This is a genomic window from Xenorhabdus mauleonii (assembly GCF_900113945.1).
Classification (GTDB): Bacteria; Pseudomonadota; Gammaproteobacteria; order Enterobacterales; family Enterobacteriaceae; genus Xenorhabdus; species Xenorhabdus mauleonii.
On record NZ_FORG01000002.1, the window covers coordinates 288284 to 313656 of the forward strand.

At 51.4% G+C, this 25373-nt stretch carries 8 protein-coding genes; 1 reads left to right on the forward strand and 7 read right to left on the reverse strand.

The window, feature by feature from the left end; all coding sequences use genetic code 11:
* The first annotated feature begins 23 nt into the window (after positions 1–23).
* On the forward strand, positions 24–230 hold the full coding sequence (locus BM100_RS22440) for a hypothetical protein (RefSeq protein ID WP_139216918.1): 207 nt from the start codon (positions 24–26) through the stop codon (positions 228–230).
* On the opposite strand, the gene BM100_RS02695 is transcribed toward BM100_RS22440, so the two are convergent.
* The 7 genes from BM100_RS02695 to BM100_RS23510 are packed head-to-tail and all read right to left on the reverse strand — an operon-like array spanning position 204 to position 25358.
* On the reverse strand, positions 204–7010 hold the full coding sequence (locus BM100_RS02695; protein WP_092507683.1) for a non-ribosomal peptide synthetase: 6807 nt from the start codon (positions 7008–7010) through the stop codon (positions 204–206). The two genes, BM100_RS22440 and BM100_RS02695, sit on opposite strands and share 27 nt — an antisense overlap.
* Complete coding sequence (locus BM100_RS02700) at positions 7007–8668, reverse strand: serine hydrolase domain-containing protein (RefSeq protein WP_244590548.1); 1662 nt, start codon at positions 8666–8668, stop codon at positions 7007–7009. Before BM100_RS02700 ends, BM100_RS02695 begins: the two co-directional genes overlap by 4 nt.
* A 30-nt stretch (positions 8669–8698) precedes the next feature.
* Complete coding sequence (locus BM100_RS02705; protein ID WP_092507685.1) at positions 8699–15412, reverse strand: type I polyketide synthase; 6714 nt, start codon at positions 15410–15412, stop codon at positions 8699–8701.
* Positions 15409–18891, reverse strand: coding sequence for an AMP-binding protein (locus BM100_RS02710; RefSeq protein ID WP_092507687.1), 3483 nt, complete (start codon positions 18889–18891; stop codon positions 15409–15411). The genes BM100_RS02705 and BM100_RS02710 overlap by 4 nt, the downstream gene beginning before the upstream one ends.
* A complete protein-coding gene (locus BM100_RS02715) occupies positions 18891–20129 on the reverse strand; it encodes an ACP S-malonyltransferase (RefSeq protein ID WP_092507689.1) in 1239 nt (412 codons plus the stop codon). Before BM100_RS02715 ends, BM100_RS02710 begins: the two co-directional genes overlap by 1 nt.
* Positions 20126–24913, reverse strand: coding sequence for an AMP-binding protein (locus tag BM100_RS02720; RefSeq protein ID WP_092507691.1), 4788 nt, complete (start codon positions 24911–24913; stop codon positions 20126–20128). Before BM100_RS02720 ends, BM100_RS02715 begins: the two co-directional genes overlap by 4 nt.
* Positions 24906–25358 carry an AMP-binding enzyme gene (locus tag BM100_RS23510; RefSeq protein ID WP_338066811.1) on the reverse strand — a complete coding sequence of 151 codons (453 nt, stop codon included), beginning with the start codon at positions 25356–25358 and terminating at the stop codon, positions 24906–24908. Before BM100_RS23510 ends, BM100_RS02720 begins: the two co-directional genes overlap by 8 nt.
* Positions 25359–25373 lie beyond the last annotated feature (15 nt).

Sequence of the window (25373 nt, forward strand, 5' to 3'; positions counted from 1 at the left end):
GATTTATACCCTATGGATTTCGAGTGACATCGATTTCAAGTGACAGCGAAGCGGCAAGGCAGTGCTCCCCCAAAGGCGCAGATGGCCGTATGTTTAGAAAAACAATTCTGTTTAGGAAAACAATGGCGGCGAGCGAGTGCAGCCAACAACGAGTCAATTTGAAAGGCGACGGGTATATTGTTTTGCCAACCGGATTTCTCATCTCACCCGACATTCAGCGCGCTTTGTAAAGTCGCGCTAAACAGGGTTTCCCAGTTTTCTGTATTGTCGGTCACGTTGAATGAGAGTGCTTCCAGGTGGATATCAAAACCCTCAGCATGTTCGGCAATCTCACATGTCAGGTTCCAATGTGACTGGCCGGTTGAGATATTGGGCGTTTCCAGTTGCCGGCAAGGTGTTCCGGCAATGCAGCCGTCAAATCCCTCTTTTTGGAAATAACCGAAAAAGGCCGCCGGCAACAATGCTTGTCTGGATAACACCGGATACTGTGCTGACAGTTCTTCGGCATCAAACAGGTAATGGCGGCAGGCCTCGCGTACCGCGTTGCTCACAGTGTCGAAATCCTGTCTTGCCGATCCGTTGGCATCGCCCTGTAATGTCATCCGCACAGGAAGCACCGTCATCAGTGGAGCGATGACCGTTTGCTGCTCCGGTCTGTCCCTGCCGTGAAATATCATTGAGGTTAGTTGTTCCGGTGAGGTGAAAGAAGCATCGGAAGGCGAATTGGACGAATAGTCGGAAGATAAATTGGAAAAAGAATTCAAACCAGATTCCAACTGCGCTTTAAACCGTAAAAATATCGTCATGAAGAATTCGGGCACACTGATTTTCAGGCGCGATGTGAGCACTTCAACCTGTGCTTTATGCCCGGCATTCAGGCTTATCCGCCAAGAACCCGTAACAGCGTGACTGCCCGCAATGTCGGCAGGAGGCTGCCAATCCTGTAATTTCTCCCGCCAGAAATTCCCGTGCAATTGTTTCAGGGCGGCAAACTCGCTGCTGTAGAACAGGTCAGCATAAGTAGCCAAGCTGATAGCAGAGCTGTTTCCCAAGGTAATGGCGTGACTTGCAGTACTTTCAGCCGCCAATTCGCTGCATATTTGCATCAATCCGGAACCATCAATGCAGGCATGGGAAAAATCCAGCAATAACACAGGATTCGGTTCAGCAACCACCCATCGGCTGCGGACATTCATTCCATCTTCCAACGAGAAAGGACGGACAAAATCACGCAAATCCTCTTCCAGTGAACCGAGGCTCTGGCGTTTCTCCAGACGGAAGACAAAGCGCTTGGCTGGCTGCAAATACAATTCATCATCGAGCAGAATAAATTTCGCACTGAGGCTGGCGTGGCGGGCGAGGACTGACTGCAATACATTGCGCAATTGCTTAAGATCAGGCTCTGCCTCGAACGACAGGGCAACAAAGCTATTGTTGCTCAAATCATGGGGATTGAGTTTCAATGCCTTGTAAATAGCTTTCTGCGCAGGCAATGCCCGAATCATCTCCGCAGAAACTGATTCGGCAACAATCAAGGAATCCGAAGATGCACGATCTTGCACGTTACTCAGTTCCGCATCGATAAGCGCCGCCTGCGAAGCCAGATCCAAATGGCTGACCAATGCATTCAGCAGCACTGACACACCAAATTCTTGATGTATCCGCATCATGAGCGCCACAGCCAATAATGAGTGCCCGCCGGCTTCAAAAAAGTGGGTCTGGCGACCGGGAGGATTGATGTTCAACAGTTCCGCCCACAATTGGGCCAGCCGCGTTTCCGTTCCCGCACGGGGAAGTTCAGTCTCCTCACCCGGTGCACCTGATATCACTGATGCAGCGGGAAGCGGCAATGCTTTACGATCCAGCTTACCGTTGGCGGTCAGGGGAAATGCCGCCAACCAAATGATATGGGATGGAACCATAAACGCCGGCAAGCACGTCTGGAGATGCGCTTTCAGCGCTTGATTCAGGGCTTCCGGTTGTTTGTCCGCCAAATGCGTGTCCGCCGGATCCGTAACAGAAGCAGGAATGACATAAGCGACCAGACGGGCATCCCCCGGCGTATCTTCCCGCACCAGCACCAGACACTCTTTTACACTGTCGTGTGATGACAAGGCGGCTTCCACCTCTCCCAATTCGATACGGAATCCCCGCAATTTCACCTGAAAATCATTGCGCCCCAAATATTCAATATCGCCATTGGGAAGATAGCGGGCCAGATCGCCGGTGCGGTACATCACGCCATCCGGTGCCGGGCCAAAGGGATCTTTGATGAACTTTTCCGCAGTCAGTTCAGGTTGATTGAGATAACCACGGGCAACCCCGACGCCGGCAATATGCAACTCGCCCACTGTTCCCACAGGCAATGGCTGGCCATAGGCATCCAGAATATAGAGCTGAATATTGTCAATTGGCTTGCCGATGGGAATGATGCTTTTTCCAATGCCCGCCTCGGCAATGCCGCCAGCCGTCTCCTCCATCGCCTTCAAACTGCAATTCCATGCACTGACATCTATTGCAGCTTCTGTCGGCCCATACAAGTTATGTAATTCAACATTGGCAAACTGTTCATGAAAGCGCTGTACACTGCGTGCGGGCAGTGCTTCGCCACTGCAAAACACCCGTTTCATGCAATGCTCGGCACCAAGGGAAGCATGCGCCAAAAAGACGGACAACATGGAGGGAACAAAATGAAGGGTTGTGATTTTTTGCTCCCTAATCAGGGCGCTTAAGTAAAGGGGATCTTTATGCCCTTCGGGTTTCGCTACTGATAAACGGGCACCAAACATCAGTGGCCAGAAAAACTCCCAAACGGAGACATCAAAACTGAACGGTGTTTTTTGCAAGACAACATCATCTTCCCCCAGCGCATAAGCCTTTTGCATCCACACCAGACGATTGACGACACCACGGTGTTCATTCATTACCCCTTTCGGCCGGCCAGTCGATCCTGAGGTATAAATCACATAAGCCAGATGGGAGGAGGTCAATCCCGTCTCGTCGGTCGATAAATCATCCGTGTCTTGCGCAGACCACTTGGAGATGTCTTCATTCAGGTCTATCAGCGCGGCACCTGTCTCGGTGGCATAGCCCGCCAGTAATGTACGCACTGTCTCTGAAACCCCGCGATGGGACAGCACGGCACGGGGAGCGGCATCGTGCAGCATGTAATCGAGCCTGTCTGCCGGATAATTCGGGTCAAGGGGCACATAGGCTCCTCCCGCTTTGAGCACTGCCAGCAACGCCACAACCATCTCGATGCTGCGCTCCACACACACGCCCACCAGCGCATCCGGGCCAACACCCAACTCAGTTCGCAAATAACGGGCCAGTTGATTCGCGGTTTGGTTCAGTTGCCGATAGCTCAAAGCATGACATGGCGCGCGACCTTCTGATTCAGTGCCTTCAAGTGCAGCACCATCAAATGTGACAGCGATAGCGTCCGGCGTCCGTGTTACCTGTTCTTCAATCAACGCATGGAGACACGCCTGCTGTGGGAAATCAGCACGCGTCTGGTTCCACTGATACAGCAACTTGTCTCTTTCCTGTGCAGGCAGTGCATTGATGCGGCCAATCCTTCGCTCCGGCGCACTTGTCAGCGCAGCGACAATGTCTGACAACGCGGTCTGCAAGTAATCGCCAATCAACTCCGGATTAAACCCTTCCCCAACTTGGGTATTGATGACAAAATCGCTGGCAAAATCATCCACATTGATGGAAACGGGATAATTCGTCCGCTCCATAACGCCGGAATAGCGGATGCCTTCCACGACCGATGGATTCACCGCCTGAAAAGGATCTGCCGAAGGAACATTGCGCACTTCGCTGTGGCGATAATTCAGCAGTGAGGTGAACAATGGCGTCCCTGCGGCGGCTTGCACAGATTTTTGGGCCAGTGCCAGTGATGCCTGTTCATGCCTGACCAATTGCGTCAGGGTATCCTGCGTTTCCCAAAGGCATTCGAGCACAGGCAAATTCCCCAACCGCATGCGGATTGGCAAGGTATTGATAAACTGCCCCATTACATTGATGGATGCCTCACCAGCAAACAGGCGTCCCAATAGCACCGTACCGAAAACCACATCATCTTGTCCGGTCAGGCAAGAAAGCACCTTGGCCCAAGCCAGATGGAAAATAGCAGCGACACTGACGCCATGCGTTTTAGCCTGTTGGCGGATCTGGTCATTCAACAGTTGCGGCAATGGGCGCCACGCTTCCACAATTGTGTCATTGCCTTTTAATGTCCCTCTTCCCAGAGCATTAGCGCCGGAATCGTTGCCCGCCCCCAATGGGGCCGAAGCCGGTTCATAATCCTGCAACAAGCCAGCAAAGAACGCCTGTTGTTCTTCCGGATGCACCATGTTGAAAAGCGTAACCATCGTCTGCCGGAACGATAAAGGGGAAACCTCGGCCAGTGGCTGCGAAAGCAACTGTGCCTCAATCTCAAGTTGCATCATCTCAATTGTTGCGTGATCTACCGTGATATGGTGAAGCAAATGCAGCAATACCCATTCATCCTGTCTGGCGTCATAACAGTAAAAACAGCGCTGCAAAGGTGCCTTGGTCATGTCAAAGCGCTGCATGGCAGGATCACAGTATTGTTTCAATGCAGCCACGGGCTCATCATGCTCTGCCGTCAATGGCAGTGCTTCCACGACCAAATCAGCATCCCGCCAAACCACCTGTACCGGCTGGGAAAGGCCTTCATAATGGATGCTGACACGAAATGCATCATGGCGGGCAATCGTGCGGCGCAGGACGTCAAGGTAAGCATGCAGCAATAACGGATTGCGAAAACGGGTCACTTGCCAAAGTACATAGGGATCGCCCCCTGAATCAGCAAGGGAGTGATACAAAATGCCTTGTTGCAGCGAACCAAGGGGATAAATAGCCTGAATATTGGCAGCGCCACCGGGGATCACCGCAGATAATGCCTCCATTTCCGCCGGACTCAGCGGTTCCCACGGGAGGGGATTTTCCACCCCGTCGTGAGCCTTGTCAGCGGCATGTTCCTGCCGGAACGCCGCTTCGGGGCACGGCTGCAATTGTTCAGCCAGTTCAGACAATACCGGATATTGATATAGCGTCTGCGCATCCACCCTGAATCCACGGCGGCGCAATGCCAGCATCACATTGACGGCGAGAAGCGAATGGCCGCCCAAACTCAAGAAATGTGAATTCCGGCCAATTTTTTTCACGCCGAGCATTTCACTCCATACCTCAGCGACAGTGTGTTCCAACGCTGTTTTTGGCGGTTCAACGTCTTGTTGCATCAATGCATCAGGAGAGACAGCCGGGAATGCCTTGCGGTCAATCTTGCCGCTGGCGGATAAAGGAAAGTGGTCAACGATAACTATTGCGGCGGGACACAGGTAATCCGGCGCGGCATCCCTGACAAAACGCAGGATGCTCTCTTTGATTCCATCCTGCGATTGGCGTTGCAAAGCCCGTTCAGCAACAATGACAAAACCAACCAGCCGTTTTTCTGCTATTTCTTCTACATTGCCCTGTGGCAGATTCCCCTTCTGTGTATATCCTCCTTGAGCCACGACAACCGCATCTCGTACAGCGGGGTGTGTCATCAGCAGAGCCTCAATTTCCCCCGGCTCTACCCGATGGCCGCGTATTTTGACCTGAAAATCGATCCGGCCAAGCACATTCAGCAAGCCATTTGTCCCCCATTGCGCCAAATCACCGGTTCGGTACATGCGTTTGGATGTTTCCCCATCCACCGCAATATCGACAAACTTAGCCGTGGTCTCTTCCGGGCGTTGGTGATAACCGTATGCCAATGGTATTCCGGCGACACACAGCTCTCCGGCTGAACCGTCCACAATTACCTGGTTCTGATCATCCAGCAGATAAATTTCAGCATTATCGATCGGCGTTCCAACAGAAGGCAGCGCAGGCCAATGGTCGGCGTCTCCCTCTAAGGTATAAGCTGTCACAACATGAGTTTCTGACGGGCCGTAATGATTGTGCAGGCGGCACTGGGGCAAGGTATGGAAAAATTGCCGGATGGCCGCAGTAATCACCAATTGCTCCCCTGCGGTAATGACATCAATAAGATTCGCAGGATAACAATCTTCAGACACAGCGGCCGAGGCCAAACTGTTTAATGCCACATAGGGCAGAAATATCCGTTCAACCCGTTGCTCAGACAAAAACGACAACAATGCAAGCGGATCGAGCCGCAACACATTGGGAATCAAGACCAATTCCCCTCCGCTGGACAGGGTGGAAAAAATCTCCTGAAATGACACATCGAAACTTAACGGCGAGAACTGCAAGGTTTTTTTATGGGCATTGCCGCCGCCAGAACCCTCACTTTGATGTGTATTCTGCCAAACCAGCAGATTCACCAACGCCTTGTGCGGCATGCGGACGCCTTTGGGGTTGCCGGTTGAGCCTGAGGTATAGATAAGATACGCAAGGCTGTCAGGCGTGCATGTTGCCGATAAATTTTCTTCGTCGGCAACATCCGCCTTATCCTGAGCCTGATAGGCAACTTTTGTTTGGGTAACGTCATGCTGATCCAGATCGATACAGCGAATCGAGTCGGGCAGCAAGGAAATAGTATCGCCGCGCGCAATAACCACAGACACGTTAGAATCGTGCAAAATATAGGCTTGGCGCTCTGCGGGATAACTGAGATCAACCGGCACATAAGCGGCACCCGCTTTTAAGACGCCACAAACCGCAACAATCGTATCAATGCCCCGATCCAAGCAGATGCCCACGGTTGAAATGGCATCATCAGACATTTCATTACTATTACTATCGCTATTCCTATCGCTTCCGAACACCTCCGTTTGCCCGCGATGGCGCCCAAGGTGATGGCGGCGCAGGTAATGTGCAAACCGGTTCGCCCGACGGTTCAATTGGTCATAAGATAGCGTCTGATCACCGAACCGAACGGCAATGGCTTCCGGTGTTTTCATGACTTGCTGTTCAACCAATTGATGAACAGTATATTTATGTTGCCCTGATAACAACGACTTCTCACTCATGACTCATTTCCCTCAACTCTCTGTAACCTGTCCTTGGATTTCGCCAAGGGTGAAAAAAACAGGGCGATGGCGTTAACAAACAAAATCAGCCCCGCAGCTGCAACAGGCAGGCTTAAAGGCCCCCACACCCACAAACTTGACCATCCCAATCCCAGCAACAATCGCGGCACCAAAGCCAGCAACGCGATGAGCGCCACATTCAGTACGATGAAATGGATAGAAAGGTGTTTGATGAAATAGTCATAATTGAATTGTTTTTTCCCGCTCTTGTACTGATAAATAAACGCCAGTAACAAGAGTGCGCCCCCCAGCCAAAAAATCACCGCCAGCACAGAGGACACCCAGTCGTTCATGTCGATAGAAGGATTTTCCGGCAGGAGCTGCGGGGAAGCGCCACGCAAGTATTTGAATATAGACTGCCCCAACGCCATGATTTGAGGGCTGTTACTGTTTCCCAGCAAAGTAACGCCGACACCCGCTTCCGGATCGAACGCAACATAGGCGGCTGCGTTGGGATTCTGCCCTGGGTGGCTCCAGTGCGTGGACGCGTAACCAAGGACGTTGTCGGTTTCCACATCCCAGCCATAAGCGTAACCTAGTCCCCCTTCTCCCGCGTAAGGCCGTTTTGCTTGTTCCAATGCCTTATATAACGCAGACAATGAGTGACCTTCCTGCTCCAATGGCAAGCGGTGCAACAAAAACTGCAACCAGACTGCCATGTCCTGCGGCGTGCTGAGTACATAGCCTGCGGGCGCATTTTGCCAATACCGGGGAGCATCATAGGGTAATGCTGCCATGAAACTGATCTTATACCCCGGGATGCGCGTCGATTGAGAGGTTTCCGCCACCGCATTTTCTGCTGGGGCGCTTCCTTCAACCACCGTGTGCTTCATGCCCAAAGGCAGAAACACTTTTTCCCGCAATAACGTAGCAAAAGAGTGCCCCGTTGCCCGTTCAGCCACCAAACCGAGCAGGCTGTAATTCAGCGTGGCGTATTCCTGATGGGTACCGGCCGCATGGGTCAGGGGAACATTTTTAAGCAACTCCGGCAATTGTGATAATGCAGACTGATTAGTATTGGGTTGCAGCAAATCAAGGGTATCGCTTGAAATACCGCTGTTATGGAACAACAGATTCTGTATCTGAATGGAGGAATAGTTCATTTGGAGATTTTCCGTCAGTTCCGGTATCCACTGAGTAATCAAATCCTCCCGATTCAGCACCCCTTCCTGTTCAAGCAACGCAATCAGCAACCCCGTGAAAGCCTTGGAAGTCGAGGCCAGTTCAAACATTCCCTCTTCTTGCTTGCCCAAACGCAGGGTATACACTCTATTGCCGACCACCATGCTTAACCCGCCAGTGGGTGCCTGTACGTTATCCCAGTTCTGCTTTAACTCATCCGCTATTTTCTCCAGATCGATCTGTTCTCTTTCGACCGATTGTTTTTCGATCAGCTTTTTTTTGAACGCTTGTTTTGAACTGATCGATTGATTTGAACTGCTCGATTCACTTGAACTTACTGAGCTTGAATTGTCGGCACCCAAACTAACCTGTGCCGGGCTGACTGGCTCCGGATTAATTTGTTCCGCGTGCCCCGCTAACCCAACCCACATGGCAGCAATGAAAATACCTATCCGGATATTTCGATAATTGGTCATTGGATCTACTCCCTTATTCAGATTCACTGCTTACTCAGAAGCACTGTCCCGTAGCTTGCGGCGAGCCTGCAATGAACGCCGTTTATCCCCCAATCCGGGCTGCGGCATTGGCGATTCATCTTCGGTAGCTGGCTTGTCTGCAAATTGTGGTGAAGCCAGTTCCTTGCTCAATTCACGCAACGATGCTGCCTTAAATAACAAAGTCACGGGGATATCGCGCTCGAGCCGTTGCTCCAGCCGTTTGGCGAATTGGATGAGATCCAGCGAAGTGGCCCCCAAAGAGAAGAAGCTGGCATCCACGTCCACACCGTCAATCCCCAAGAAACCTTCCAGCATGATACGGAGCGATTTAAGCAACTCTTCCGCATTCGCGCCTTTCAGGGATTGTTGGACGCCATCATGGGTGACATTCGGCGCATTCAGTGTTGAGTCGCTGCTGAACAGCATTTGTTGAGTATGGCGCTGTTTTTCCAGCACAGAGCCAATGGGCAGTTTAGAGACCGCAACATAGGATAATGAGGTTTGGCGAACCAATGCTGCCATCGCCAGGGCTATCTGCGTTCCTTCAGCATTAGACAGCCCTTCCGCCCGCAGTTTTTCCACAAAGCTGCGTTCCTGATTGCGTTCATCCATCGCAATGGCAATCTTGCCGATATGTTTTCCCTGAGCCATATACTGGAATGCCCCAGAAATTTCGTTGGCGGGATAGATTTTCGTCGGTAGAGGTTTAAGCACTTCTTGCGCCAGTAAATCGGTAACCTCTGACCACGCTTCTTGATAGGCTGGATGTTCCGCTCCGGCCTGTACTGCATGGAAGCTGCCCCCTTCGGCAAAAATCGACAGACCCAATTGCCAGTTTTGCAAAATGTCCCGTAATCCCAGCTCCAAGAAGCGGCCCTGTGGTGCCAGAAGCGAAACGCTTTCTTCCAGTAATTCCCCTGCCAATGCGTTTAGGATCACATCAAACGGCCGCTCCCCCAACTCACGGCGGAAAACATCCCCGAACTCCCGTGTTCTGGAATTTGCTGCGCCTTTAGCGCCCATGCCCATCAACAAACGGCGTTTTTCTTCGCTGCCAGCAGTCACCCAGACCTCCGCGCCCAAGTAGAGAGCCATCTGCATGGCGGCCATGCCTACGCCACCTGCCGCAGAATGAATCAAGATGCGTTGCCCTGCTTTCAAATTGGCCGTATGTTTCAAGGCAATCCAGGCTGTAGTGAAAGCAACAGGAATGCCCGCAGCCTGCTGGAATCCCAAGATTGACGGGATGTGGGCAACAACATGCTGCGGCATCACGACGTGTTCCGCCAAACAACTATGCCCTGCACACATCACGCGATCTCCCACCTGAATGCCGGTGACATCCCGCCCGACCCGCGTCACGATCCCTGCGGCTTCCTGACCGAAAGTCATTGTTGGATCAATCGGCGCCGGCAATACGCCAAGTGCTATCAAAACGTCCTTAAAGTTAATTCCTGCCGCCTTGACCTGAATTTCCACGTCCAGAGGGCCGGGGATTTTGCGGGCTTCAAGCTGTGTCACAAAGGAAAAATCCGCATTGCCTGTTTCACTGTGCTGCAAACGCATGACGTGGTGCATTGATGCAGTTTGCTCGGTCGGGATTTGTTCGGTCGAAGTTTGTTCGGTCGAGGCTTGCTCCAGCAAAACCGCAGAGGCATCAACCAGCAGCAGATCATTTATCGTCACCAGCAAGGTATCTGTCTGCGAGTAGATATTGACCTGCAACAATTTATTGGTGCCGATATCCTGTATCTGCACATGGCTTTTCACATGGTCGCACATGGGGGCAAATTGCGTGAATCCGCCGATTGAAACAGGGGCAAACTGCACATCATCATTTTCTGGAGAAGCAATCAATGTCGCCGTATCCAACAACGCAACATGCAGGCCATTGGTTTCGGCTTCCCCTTGGTAGGCGAACGGAAGCTGCAACTGGTTCAGGATTTCATGTGAGGCGGTTTGTGCGGCTGAAATAACTTGATCGACCGAAATAACATTGTGCCAGCGCGGGCCGAAAGTCAGCGCTGCTTTCGGGCTGACGCCGATATTATCCGCTGCACGGAACAGGTTCTGGAGAGATGATTCAGGCAGCGGCTTAACCGTCGGGAGAGTTTGGTTATCGCACGGGGTAATTTTACCACTGGCATGTTTATTCCATGTCTCACGGGAAAATTCACCGCGACCCGAGAAAATCTCAAACTCACTCAAGCCAGCAGCAAACACGACAGCGGCATCAAGGCCAATATCGTCATTTTCTGCGATCGGATCATTAACCACGATCTGATCATCAACGGCCATTTTCTCATCAGCGACGATCAGGGGTTTTTCAATGGTGATCCCCTGCAATGAGAAAGCAGACATTGCATCACCACGCAATTCGCCCGCAGCCCGATGCGCAAGCGCTACCATTCCCATTGCCGGCATCACGGTGGTTGATTCATCAAGGCGATGCTCATCCAACCACCAGTCATTTTTGGCATGCAGTGGATAACGCCAGACCACAGCTTCAGTGGCGTCATGCTTCTGCGGGTGCTTGAGCGCCTGATCCAATTGCTGCGCAGAACGCGTTGCCATGCCGGATTCTGCCCAATCATCCCATGCGATGGCCTGTGCTTTGCCGCCGTTGCTGCGCACTTGTTCTGCATAGGCTTCCAGACAGGCGTTGCCGGCAACATAAGCAATCTGCCCAATTTTTTCTTTCGGCAGTAAGTTGCCCAGGCTGGAAAACAGCAACAATGCCGGATTACCCAACCGCTTTAAGTTGTCGCAGAAGAAACGGGTTCCGGTGACTTTGGGAGCCAGTGTCGCAAGGGATTCGGCCTCGGAGCGCATCTGCAACATGGCGCCTTCACCCCGTCCGGCGGTATGGAATAGGTAATCGATCCCTACCCCTCGTTTTGCCAATTGGAATACCGGTTGAAACGCCTTTTCCAGAGAATCACTCAGCCCAAGATCCGCGTGCAGAAATTCAACCCGGCTCCCTTTGGCTTCAAGATCCTGCGCCCATTGCAACAATGCCGCATGGGAAGAGCCATTTTCAATTTCAGTCAGCCACTCTCTTCTTTTCGGCAATGGCTGGCGCATCAACAGCAACAAGTTGCAGTGATAGACCCGCGCCAGATATTCAGCAATCGCTGACCCCATGCCGCCATTGGCTCCCGTAATCAGCACCCAGCTATTTCGGCTGATATTGGGCAGGGTTTGAGCCACAGGCTGTTTTTGCACCCGTGACGTGATGCGGCGGCGCCAAAAACCCTCTTCACCCGCATTGTTATTACCGGAGCCATTGTTTCCATCACTATGGTTGTCGGCATTTTTCTGGCGGAAACAGTAAAATTGTCCGCCCTGCCAGCCCTGTTCTCTCCACGGCTGCAACCCACGAGCGGCACACTCTGCATCCGGGCTGGCTAAATCAACGCAAAGTGTCGCGATATTGGGATACTCTTCCGGCAGGATCAACAATGGCCCCTGAAGCTGATTTTTTTCCGCGTTCAGTGTTTCTGTGCCATTCCATGCCGCCATTTGTGTTGCGGGGAAAAACAGCCGCATGTCCGGCACGAGATTTTGTTCTGCGCTCCATCTTGCTAAAGCAGTAGGCAACCAGAATGCCCAGAATTGAGCCTGTTGTGTGTTTAAATCATCCAACAATCCGGTGATGATCACATCCATCGCTTCCGACGTCTGTAATCCTTGCTGCACCAGCCACGCCGGCAATTCTGTATAGCTATTTGCAAAATCACCGCCGGACTCTTTCATCCTCTCGATATACGCATCCATTTCGATAAACCGCAGTGTGTCGCCGTTCAATCCCAATGCGCCAGCCAGTGTGCGCTCTCTCTCCGTGACCTGTTGACAAATTATCCACGTTGCCGGTATTGCATCCCGCTTGACGCTGTTCTCCGGTGCCGCAACGCTGACTTTTTCCCATTCAAATCCGTAATAATGTGAACCGAAAAATAGTGATGAAAGTTCAGGTAAAGCGGGGGCATTCGCTTGCGTAGTCCGCTCTGGCGGCAAGCAAACCACCCGCTCAAACGCGTGCCCGGGTAAGTGCAGTTTATGCCGGGGTTGCGGGGAATTATCGGATTGCCGGAAATTGTGGAGCCGTGACCACTCGATATTGCCACCATGTGTCCAGGTTTTGGCAATAAACTGCAATACCGAACTCACTTCTTGATCCGCGCCCTCTGCCCCCAGCGTAGAGGTCACTCTTTCTCCGCTAACATGCAGCCACTTGCGCGTATGTTGCAATAAATCCGCGCCAGTGCCGATTTGCACAAAAAGTGCATCCGGATTATCTTGCGCCATGTTTTTTAACGCCGCGCCAAATTGCACAGGCGTGAGTATTTGCTTGATCCAATATTGCGGATCGCTCATTTCTTCAGCGGCGAGTTTCCGGCCCAATGTGGTTGAGTAGACCGTGCATTTGGCAGGTTTCAGATGATAGTTTTTCAACAAATCACCAAACGCTTTCGCAGCCGGTTCAATCATCGGGGTATGAAAAGCATGGGATACCGGCACTCGCTTAAAGGTAAAACCGTTCTGCGTTAACCAATTTTCCGCATCAACCGCCAATTCCCTTTCGGTCGCCAATGCCCACGTATTTGGGCTGAGTTCAGATATGCACCACAATTTGTCCGGAAATTTGCCATCAAACGCTTTTTTCATGGCGCTGTTTTTTGTGGGGCGATAGCTGGCAGCAAAGGCAGCTCCCTTTGGCATGGCCTCCATCAATTGCGCCCGGGCAACCATCAATTCCATGCCCTCTTCGGGAGTGAACACGCCCGCAATCGTCGCAACCGTAAGCTCACCCATACTGAACCCGCATAAGGCGGCAGGCTGGCAACCCAGTTTCTGTAACCAAATGCCCAATGCCACCTGCAAGGCATATAAAATCGGCTGGAGATGATAAGTTGACAGTTTTTCCGGTGGTTGTTTAATCCATTCAATGACAGTGTCTTTATCCACCGATAAAAGCGCCGCCGCTTTATCCAGCAACCCCAGATATATTTCCCCAAACTCTGGGTATTCTGCCGCCAAGCGCAGCCCCATCCCCTGCGATTGCGAACCTTGTCCCGAAAAGAGCCAAGCCTGCCCTGCCATGATTTCGCCAGCGCCATCCATCAGTGACCAATGGTCAAGCTGCTGTTTCCACTCATCACTATTCTGGGCAACGAAAGCGGCGCGGCTCTCATACGCGAGCCGGTTTTCCTGCAATTGGCAGGCGATGGCGGACAGATTTGGCGTTTCCAACCCATCTTGATTCGTATTGGTCACATCAAGGTGATTGGAATACCCTTTCACCAAGGTCGCCAGTGCCAGCGGTGATTTAGCAGAAAGCGGCAGGATTTGCAGTGGTTCACTGCCTTCTGCCCGTTCCGCTGTGTTTTTCTCTTCATGGACGGCTTTTGGCGGCTGCTCAAGCAAGACATGAACATTCGTCCCGCCAATGCCGAATGAGCTGACACCCGCCCGGCGGATTTCTTGTTGCTGCGGCCAATCAGTAGCTTGGGTCGGCACCCAAAAAGGCGTTTTATCCAAATTCAGGTGAGGGTTCGGCTGATTGAAATGCAGCGATGGCGGGATCTTGCCGAAGCGAACGCTTAAAGCGGCTTTGATAAGTCCGGCTATCCCCGCCGCCGCATCCAAATGCCCCATATTCGATTTAACACTTCCCACCGCACACCGAAATTGGTTTAGCGCCTCCGGAGTCAACAGCTCTTGCGCTGCTTTGTTCAGGGCTTGAATTTCAATGGGATCACCCAACACGGTTGCTGTTCCATGTGCTTCAATCATTCCCAGACTTGAAAACGGAATATCTGCCAACTGATAGACCTGCGAGATAACTTCCGCCTGCCCCTGAACACTGGGGGCTTCAAAACTCACTTTTCTATCACCATCGTTGTTCATGCCGGATTCGACAATCACCGCATGGATGGGATCGCCATCCGCCAATGCTTCCTCCAGCAGTTTAAGCAGTACAACCGCAACGCCATTGCCATTTACGGTGCCCTGCCCATCATCGGCAAACGTTTTGCAATGCCCGTCCGGTGACAGGATCATGCCATCTTGGTGCAGGTAGCCGCCCGCAACGGGATCGGTAATGCAGGCCCCCCCTGCCAGCGCCATCTCGCACTCTCCCGCCAACAGCGCCTTGCACGCCAAATGTACGGCAGATAATGACGTGGAACAGGCCGTTTGCACATGTACCGCAGGGCCGTTCAATTTCATGCGATAAGCAATTTGCGCCGCAAACGAAGCCGGATCGTTGTAATTGCTGACATCGAACATTTCCGAAATATCCTGACTGACTCCCGAGAACTGCCCCAATCGGGTCAGGTTCAGCGTGGAGCCGATAAACACACCGGCATTTTTCAATGATTCACCGGGAGTCATTCCGGCATCCAAAAAGGCGTTGTAACTGACTTCATGCAGTACGCGAAGTTGTGGATCCATTTTGCTGGCTTCGCGGTGTGAGTAACCGAAAAAGCCATAATCAAAACACTCAGTATCTTCAAGGACAGCTTTGGCAGGAACGTAATTGGGCTGGTCAATAGTTTCCGGGTTTGCCCCGGCCGCCAGCAATTCTTCACGAGAGAAAAAAGAGACTAATTCCTGCCCTGCCAACAGATTGCGCCAAAAACTTTGCCAATCGGGGCTTTGGGGAAATTTGCAAGAAATGCCAATAATAGCAACTTCATTACCGGTATATTCACGCTTCATGATGCTGAATTTCCTTTTGCTTTACGCCGTCTGTCCGCCAGTCTGTTTTTACCGGAGCGGGCTGACGACAAAGTGGATTCTTGGGATGGCTGATTGCCGGAATCGGGGTGAGTTCTCTCAGGAGCGGCATATTCAGGCGACAGGCAGTTTTGCTTGAGCCAGCCTGCAAAGGCGGCAATGGTCGGGTATTCAAATAAGGTTGCGACACCAATATCCAGATTGAATGCTTGTTGCATCTGGGATTGCAGCGCGATGATTTTGATGGAATCACCCCCTGCATCAAAGAAATTCACATTGGTGGCAATGGCCTGAATATCTAAAATCCCGCACCAAATATTGTGCACCTGAGTTTCAATGGGATCGGTCAACGTTACCGGTGCGGTGGCAGACTGCGCTTGTTGCCATTCAACTGCACACGCCCGCAGCCAGTTACGGTCGACCTTGCCCGTAATCGTGCGCTGGAAGCCGTCCACGATCACAATAAGGGCAGGATCCCACGATGCCGGAAAATGGCGGCGGATATGTTCCCGCACGCAAGGTTCCAATATTGCTGCCGATTCGCGGCTATCGATAAAAAGGTGCCACTGGCGCTTTCCTGCCTGCGCTGCCGGCAGCAGATAACAAGCCTTGACCTGCGCCAACATTTCGACAGTGCGTTCCAGTTCCCGTGGTTCAATGCGAACGCCGTTCACTTTGACTTGATCGTCAATCCGCCCCAGATAATTAAAACCGGATTCATGGGAAAATGTGGCGGCATCCCCTGTGCGATAGAAATATGGTGCAAGGTTCCGCTGCTCAGGGAGCATTCCCGCATTCATCAAATGATTGGCAGGCACGAAATATTTCGCAGACTCAACCGGATTGGTGGTGTAACCGTGGGCGACAGCCCGCCCGCCAACCCAAAGCTCCCCACGGATACCGGCCGGCAATGGGTTGCCGAATATATCCGCGCAGTAAGCAATCACATTTTGGATAGGCCAGCCAATGGATACTGCGGATGACAGTGTTTGTCTGGCGTTGAGGCAATCCACGGTAGTTTCGCTCGGGCCATAGTGATTGCTGACGGCGTAGCCCTGCTGTAACAAATCATCCCTGAGACGTTTCGGCAGCTCTTCTCCCCCGAATATCCACAGCCGCATGGCCGGAAAAAAGGGCGCTCCCTGAATCAATTGCGCGATGGCCCCCGGAATAAAATCGACCAATGTGATGGATTCATTTTGCAGCAGATCGATAAATGCCTGCCTTTCCAGCAAGACGTTAGGTGATGGGTAAACCAGTGTGGCGCCGACGGCAAGGCTGGCAAATAAATCTTCTACGCTGGGATCAAAATTGAGGTCCGTTAATCCCAGAACCCGATCTGCGGATGTCAGGCTGGTTTCTTCGATAAACCAATCCAACAGGTTTGCCACCGATTCGTTGCGAATGGCGATGCCTTTAGGCGTGCCGGTCGTTCCCGATGTGAAGATAAAATAAAATTCGTCTTCTGGCAGGCGATGGTTCAAGCGAATAGGATTCAGGGGTCTTTTTTCGGCTTCGCGGGTCAATGTCTCAATATCCGGCGATGCAGAACCGGACGATGCAATACCGGATAATTCAGTATCAAATGATTCAATATCCAGCAATAAACAACATTCAATGTCAGCACCCAGCTCCCGCTTCAACGCTGAGTTGGCTAATACCAACCGGCACCCCGCCAACGTCAATAACTGTTTTCTGCGTTGCAAGGGATCTTTGGGATTGAGGTAAAAATAGCTCCCGCCACTGAACAAAATTGCCAAGAGAGCCTGCGTGGATAACCGCCCTTTTTCAAGGTGAACAGCTACGCGATCGCCCGGAATAAACCCCGCTTCCTGTAAGCGTGCCTGCAAAATGGCAATGCCCGATAACAGAGTGTGATTGCTTATCCTGTGCTGATGCTCTATCAGGCTGATGTCTTGGGGATGGTCGTTGAGGCGCTGATACATTCGCAATAAGAACTGATTGATATCAGGACAATTCTCTTTGATTTGCCCCACAATCAGTGAGCTGTCAGGCTCTGTTGAGGAAGGAAATACCAACGCCCTATTTTCAAGCAGTTTTTCTGCGGGTTGGTTGAGCAAGTCCGTTGCCAACGATTCAAACGCATTGAATACTCTGGCGACTGCGGCAGGATCACCTTCATAGGTTTCTCCTGCGCTTAATTCAACATGCCATTGTTCGACGCCAGAAACTGTCAGGGTCAAACCAAAGTGAGTTGTCTCTTCACTGTGAAAATCCGTCAGAAATGCCCCGCAGTTTTCATCCCGCAATGTGGCATCAATGGGATAATTATCGAAAACAACAATCGAGTCATAAAGTTCGTCGCGGGTTCCGGCTTCTTCCCGAATAGTCAGGGGCGGTGTTTTTTCATGCAGTTGGGTCTGCTGCAATATTTGAAAAACCGATCGCAATGCCGTTTGCAGATCCCACTGCCCATTGAGTGCAAGGAGAAGCGGCACTGTATTGGTGAACAACCCCAATGGTTGATGATCAGCATGCTGGCTCAATGCCGCTCCCCTGCCAGAAAAAGTGCAACCAAAGGCGACTGTTTTTTGGAAGGTGAATTTGGATAACGTCATTGCCCAACATAAGTAGATGAAGCTGGCCGGTGTCACCCCTGCCCGGCGGCACAGTGTTTCTATCTCAGCCTTACGTTCCTTGTCCCACAATGCGCTCGCCTTGTTGCCTTTCCTGCCCAAGTCATCATTGTCTTGCTTCGTTGCCGTAATGGATTCAGTTGTTGCAGCATGCTCTGATGGCCGGAACAGCGGCTCATCCAGCAATTTGGTCGTGGCAGAATCTTCCCCGTCCGGCAATTGCCGAAATTGGCTTTGCCAATATTCCCGGCTGACCATCAACTCTTCCGGACTCAATCCCTGCCAAAGTTGCTGCGCATATAACCGTGAAGCCAGCGGGACTATTTTTTGCTTACGCAGCCCTTGCACCCACAGGGAAATCAGTAATGAGCTGCTCCAGCCATCCATCAAAATATGGTGGAAGGAGAAAGCAATGCTTAATGTACCTGCTTCAACATCATGAAAAACCACGATGCGAAAGACTTCGCGATTCAATGCAAATGGAGTCGCTTTCGACTGTGCCAGCCAATCAAGGCAGCGCTGTTTCATCGGCAGTGATGGGGCGGCGGAATCAACACGGGTATATTCCAGTGAAACCCGCGGCAAGGCATAGACGAGCTGGTGAGGGATCCGAATGCCTTTCCAGACAAACACCGATCTCAAGGCTGGTTGCGCCTGCTGGATCTGGTGCCATACTTTCCGGATCCCATCTTCTTCGATGTCAACGGATAGGCTGAATGCCACTCCAATGTGATAGGCGCTGTTGCCGTCTTTCAGGGCATGAAACAGTAAGCCATTCGCCTGCGGTGTTACCTGTAGCAATTCTTCAATGTAGTTATGAATATCGTAGTTATGAATATCGCTGTGATTTGCAGTTGTCATCATTAATGCCTCACTGCATCAAAGAGGCTCTGTAACTTCGCTTTTTCCATCAACAGGGGACGATTGCCGCTAACTTCAAGAACGTCCAGCCACTGCTGTGCCATTTGATGGAGAAAATGACACTCCTCAGTATTCAGGCGTGAACCTGTGATCCTTTGTCGGGTTTGCTCCCTGATGCGATGCAGTTGCTCGATTGCCTTCGGTTCCGTCATGGCCGGCACTTTTGAGCTATAAAGATGGAAATGGCAATAACGGGAAAAACGCTCCAACCGGCTCTCTTCGCTATTCAATTCCTGCGCGAATGTGAATAATTCATCGGGTTCACACAGGGAACGCATCGGCAAATTTGTACGTTGGGTGAGGTAACTCAAGACATTTTTCGGTGAAATTTCCAAGTAGCGGGTAACGCCTTTTTGCGCAACGTATTGCAAACTTGGCAGCCACTGCACCGGAGAGATCAGATGCTGCAAAATCGACGATTTCAGGTTTTCTACCTGTAACTCGCCCCCGGTGACATTACAAACCAAGCGGGAAAGCGGAACATGTTGCGGAGCGCTATCCGGCAAGAAATCAAGCAATACGGCTAATTTCTCTTTTGCCTCTGCCATCAAAGGCGAATGAAACGGGCCGCCAATTTTCAGTGGGAAAACCAATCCTCCCAGCGTTTCCATACGGGGGGCAAAGCGCCGGATATCGGCCATCTCACCGGAAATGGTGACCTGGTCAAATGCATCAACGGCGGATATATAAATCTCTATCCCTTCATCTGTGCGGGCTTTTTCCACTTCCTGAATCACAACATCGGCAGGAATGTGCAATACCCAGAACATGTCCCCCTGCTGGAAATCGCGCGCGCAGGCTTCCACCACTTCAGAGCGGATATTGACGATTTTGGTCAAAGTCGCCAGATCAAGGTATCCGGCAGAACAGAGGGCGGGATATTGGCCCAGACTGTGCCCCATCATAAATTCAGGCACCAGCCCCCCATGCCGCCGCAGGATGTTGGCGATGGCGACGGTAGTTGCTGTCAGTGCCAACTGGGCGATGCGTACTTGTTTCAATGAGTCATGCCGCTCGCCGTGAATGACTTCATGCAAGTTGACCTGAGACAAATCCGACACTTCGTCCAAACAAGCCCGGTATTCAGGATAAGTTTTAAATTCAGCAAACATGTCCGGCCGTTGAACACCGACACCGGGAAATAAAAATACGGTTTTGGCTGAGTCGAGAGCGATTTTCATGCTAAGGCTCCATGAATAATGAAATCGAGCTCCGCTTGTGAGAGCTGACAAAAAGGGAAATCCGCAGGGATCAGTGATTGATTCAAACCGTGTTCTGTCGGCCTGTCATGTTGTTCAAATTGGTCATGCTGGATAGCGCCCCAGCTCAAGAGCTTGTCATTCAGTTGAGCTAAATAACATCTGGCTTCCTCAATGCCGGCACCCGCAATTCCCAGCCTCAGCTCAACAACAACAGCGCCTGATTCACGGCAATCACGAATGAGCACGTCGAAATCAGCGGTGCTTTTTTCATCGGGATGGCGGAAACCGCCGGAAAGCGATTGAACCAAGCTAACATTGCTCCATGCCCCGATGCCATCCAAACCCAGGCCAATATCATTGATACAGATAAGTGGCCGTCGAGCTGCGGCATTCAGCCCCAACTGTTTTTGCCAGTCGGCAACATCGGCATATAAGCGATGCTTCAACGTTTGCAACAGGCTGAAAGGATGATCTGAAGGAACATCAAGATCCAAATGGTGGAAGCCAGTAAACCACCCCACCGCATTTGCCATCTCTGCGTTCCAACTGGTGGGCATCTCAGTTTTGGAAAACGCGGCGTTGGATACGCTGGAAAAAAAGCGCCCGTGATTTTCAAACAACACGCTGGGCTGTTCCGGCAGCACACCGTTATCCTGCAACACGGTCAGCAAAGCAGCGGCAATTAACTGTGAGCGATCCGCTTTAGCGCGCAGCGCCATGATGCTGATATCGTCACAGGAAATGAGCATCGTCAGAGTGATTGGCGCCATGGCAGGCGGGCTGTCATTGCGCGGCTCCGGTGTTGGTTCTACGTCCAATTCGTGCCCTTTGCGCCATGTCTGCTCAAACCACATATTCCCAAGCCATTGGCCCCAAAGGAAAGCGCCCTGCTCAGTCTCCACGCTGGCAATAATGTCGTTTTGAGAAATGGTTCCACTTAACGCCTGATCCAATTCATCCAACAAGAAAATCCATGAATGCACATCGCAAATGAGATGATGGCAAACCCAGATCAGATAGCGTTTGTTTGCTGCCGGATCAAAAACCACTTCATGCACACTCGGCTGAACATCCAGACTGACGCGCTCTTGTAATTGATTAAGCCGGTCTTCAAGGGACTCACCTTGCGCCAGCATCGTTCCTTGTTGATTTTCTCCACTCTCTGGCAAGGCGTGTTTCGGCGGTAAAAAATAGAATTCGCTCAAATCTCGATTGGCTCTCAGGGCGAAAATTGGGTGCCTTGTTTTGATGGCGGCGATTGCCGCATTGATATGTTCAACCAAGAGATCGGAAGCCAGTTCAAGCACAACCCCTTGCTGGAATCGATCTGCATAATTAAAGTTCTGCTGCCGGAACCAGCGCACGCTGGGTAAATATTTCAGCCAGTCCGCCGTTAACGCTTTCCGTGCCGTTAATTCATTCGATGTACGCGCATTAGCTGCGGTATCGTTTTGTTGCGCTGCGCTGGCTGTTTCTAACACGGAACCCAATGAGTTTGGGCTTAACAGCGCAGGCGTCCCGACTCTGATACCCTCTTTTGCCAGTAGTGCAACCAAGCGGATTGCCTTGATGGAATCCCCTCCCTGTTCCAGAAAAGAAGCGTTCAAATTGACAGATTGCGGCCAAATTGGTTTGAGAAATTCAGCATTCAACCACGTTGGAAGTTGATAGGCTTTCGCTTCTCCTTGATTTTGTTCATCGGCTATGGTGGAGGTTGCAGAGAATCGAGCCTTGTCGCCCGACGTCCGGCTTGCTGTGGCGACCGCAGTCAGTACGGCCATATCCACTTTACCGTTAGAATTTATTGGCCAAGGCTGTACCGTACAGTACAAGCCGGGCAACCAAGCCTCAGGAAGGCTGCTTTTTAAGCCGCGCTGAAAATCGTGGCTGTCATACGGCACAGGATGGCTGCTGCACAGGACGAGGATCTCCTCACCCGACATTTCATCCATGACCAGTTTCAGTGCTTTCAATTGCCAACCGTGATCATTGTCGTGCCCAAGTTGGGCCAATGTATTCTCTACCGCTTTTTCAATTTCCGCCGGATGGATCCGGTGTCCGCGGACTTTAAATTCATCGTCGATACGCCCAAGGCAATGGAAGATCCCCTGTTCATCCTGCAAACCCAAATCCCCGGTGCGATACCAACGGTGCTGTTCATTGCCGCTGTACACAAATTTTGCGTCGGTCTGAACGCTGTCGTTGAGATACCCGTCCGCCAGAACAGGGCCGCCAATCCAAATTTCGCCGTGGAATCCTTTGGGCATGCATTGCCCCCAACGGTTCCTTATCGATATCTCGGCCCTGCCCAGTGCTGTGCCGATGGGAGTAATGGGCGGTAACGCGGTGTGGGCGACATCATTGAGGAATGGCTGGCTCAGGGGATAGATGCAACACCCGACGGTTGCTTCCGTCGGCCCGTATTCATTGATAATTTTGCTGCCTGACGGAAAGAACGCCAGCGCCTTGCTCACCAGACTGGTAGGTAAATTTTCACCTCCGACAATAAAAGTCAGCGGATTTTGCCTTGCGGAAGTGTGTTCGATAAGTAAAGCAAGGTGGGACGGCGTGCATTTAATACCTGTCAGCGATTCATCAGCGACAAGATTGTGCAATAACTCGGGGTTATCACGCATGTCCTGTTCATGGATTTGCATAAATCCACCGGACAGAACCGGAACCAGAATTGCAGTTTGTGTTAAGTCAAATCCAAAAGAGGTAAATAACGGGACATTGAACGGCGTCTCGCCGGCATAAGCTGTTTTGGCTGCCAGTGCGTAGTTTGCCAATGCCACAGGAGAAATTGCCACGCCCTTGGGTTCTCCGGTTGAGCCGGAAGTATACAGAATATAGGCAGGATTGCGGGAAGCGGGTTTTGATTGCATGTCAGAATAGGGTTCGTTCTCAGCCCAATCTTCACTCCCTGCATATTTTTCCGACGGCATCCCTTGCAGAGCCACCGGCAAGAGCGGTAAATGCAGTGCCTGTGCCAAATCCTGATCCGCTTCGGTGTAAATGCACAGGGCTGCCCCCGAAGCACGAATGATCGTCAATAATCGGGTTATCGGCGTTGTGGTCGGACAAACCGGAATAACCGTCACATTGTCAATCAGGCAGGCCAGATAAGCCAGTGTCGTTTCAGGTGTGCGCCTTCCCAAAAGCAAAACAGGAGCCTGCTCTGACAACGGTTTTGTTACCCGGTGCAACTGTTGTTGCAACTGCGCGCTGAATTGACGGATCCACAGCAACCCTTGACGATAAGTCAATCCGTCAGATCCTGACGCTAATTTAAATAGCCGATTGTCAGCATAACGCCTAAATGCTTGGGATAAATGTTCTCCTATCGGTGTTGTGGGGCTGCTTTCAGCGCTAGCGGGGACTTGGCCTTGCCCTATTATTTGCGGGGATTCGTTTATGCTGTCTTGATTGAGCAGTTCACCGATGGCTGCGACCGCATTTTCTAGAACCGTTTGCAGAAATGCCTGACACTGTTCCAGTGACCATATCTTGCGGAAATCCGCTTCAAGCCAAAAACAGTTTTGGTCAAAACGGTCGTGGATATGAATGGTTGCAAACAGCGACTCAACGGCCTGAGTGTGGTCAATATGCATTTCCCCACCGGAAACAATGCCTTGAAATTCATCGATTTGGTAGGAGACACCAAAAGCCGGAATGATTTTCTTCCAGTCTGATGAGGCAAATTCGTTCCAACGGGTAGCCGGAGTGTAACGTGAATGTACGATGGCTTTTTGCAGTTGAGCTTTCAGTACCTGATAGCAATCTGCAAGTGTTGTATCCGCTTCACGGAATACCGGCAGCAAGATAGGTGCCACCGACATGGATATCGTCCGTTTTGCCTCTTCGCTCCAGCGGTTGACAATGGGTGCCTGCAATAAAACACCATTGCTGTCTTCAACCATCATTTGTGTGTAGGCAACGGCCGAGAAAAATAATCTGAAAATTGAGCCACCACTGTTTTTAAAACGGGATAACAGCGTGTTTTGCTCATCAGTGATGAGTACTTTTACCCGTCTGGCGCGGGGTTCTAATCCACGATAATCACCTATCGGATAGCGGGCGGAAATGTTGCCGGCATTTGTTGACGCCTGATCGCCAAACAGGCTTTTCCAATACGCAGCATCTTTTTCAAAACGCCGGGAAAGCTCATACTGCCGTTCTTCTTCAATATGCAAAGAAAATAAAGGAGATACCGATTGCTCAATTCCGTCTTCCGCCTGCTCCAAGGCTTTAACCAGAGCATCCGTCAAAATGGCCAGTCCGGTGGCATCCGTCAACGCATGGTGTGCCTTAATAAACCAGCCTAATTGCCCTTGCTTGAAATGAACCGCAAAAATTTGTATCGGTATGAGAGATAAATCATCTGCGATTAATAATTGGCGATTGGCCCAGTGTTCAAATGCCTGATCAGGATCGGGATAGTTGCTGAAATTGACTTTCACCACTTCTGATTGCACAGGATCATGCCGATAGCCATGCCACTTGAGTTCTACCGGTTCACTTGCCGATGGGGTCGCTTTTACTTCTAGGCCTTGTTCTTCTGTAGCCTTTTCCACAAAACCAATACGAAAGATATCTTGCGTATTGCGCACAATTTCAGTGGCACGAACCAACTGTTCCAGAGACACGTCGCCATCCAGACGAATAATGCCCCCCAAATAAAACCGATAACCGGACAGATAAAACGCGTCCATTTTGAAAACAGCCTGCTGCGACTGGGTTAATTCAAAAATCGATTCATGCATGGCTTGAACCCCCGCTTTGACCGAAAAACAGATCCCGCAGATTTTGGGCGATCACTTTCCTGTCAAGTTTTCCGGAGCTGGATCTCGGCAACTGCTGCGCCTGCCAATAACGCATGGGCAGCATGTAGGCCGGCATTTGTGTGGAAAGATATTGCCGGATATCCTGCTGTTGAAGCTCTTCTTGCCCTGCCACGATGGCAGCCACCAGCCATTGCTGCTGCTCGCTGTCTTCAACGACACAGACAACCGCTTCCGTAATCTCCGGATAATTGAGCAGGTGATGTTCTATCTCGCCCAATTCGATCCGCAACCCGCGCAGTTTGACTTGGGTATCCTTTCGCCCCTGACAGAAAAAACCGTTTCCTTCCTCATACCACCCGAGGTCGCCAGTCAGATAAATTCGTTCCTGCAATTCAGGGTGGAAAATGAATGCCTTATCGGTCAAATCCGGCCGGTTGTA

Bases quoted from the DNA above. Each gene is read 5' to 3' on its own strand.
- BM100_RS02695 (WP_092507683.1), bottom strand. From the start codon at position 7,010: ATGAGTGAGAAGTCGTTGTTATCAGGGCAACATAAATATACTGTTCAT.
- BM100_RS02700 (WP_244590548.1), bottom strand. From the start codon at position 8,668: ATGACCAATTATCGAAATATCCGGATAGGTATTTTCATTGCTGCCATG.
- BM100_RS02705 (WP_092507685.1), bottom strand. From the start codon at position 15,412: ATGAAGCGTGAATATACCGGTAATGAAGTTGCTATTATTGGCATTTCT.
- BM100_RS02710 (WP_092507687.1), bottom strand. From the start codon at position 18,891: ATGATGACAACTGCAAATCACAGCGATATTCATAACTACGATATTCAT.
- BM100_RS02715 (WP_092507689.1), bottom strand. From the start codon at position 20,129: ATGAAAATCGCTCTCGACTCAGCCAAAACCGTATTTTTATTTCCCGGT.
- BM100_RS02720 (WP_092507691.1), bottom strand. From the start codon at position 24,913: ATGCATGAATCGATTTTTGAATTAACCCAGTCGCAGCAGGCTGTTTTC.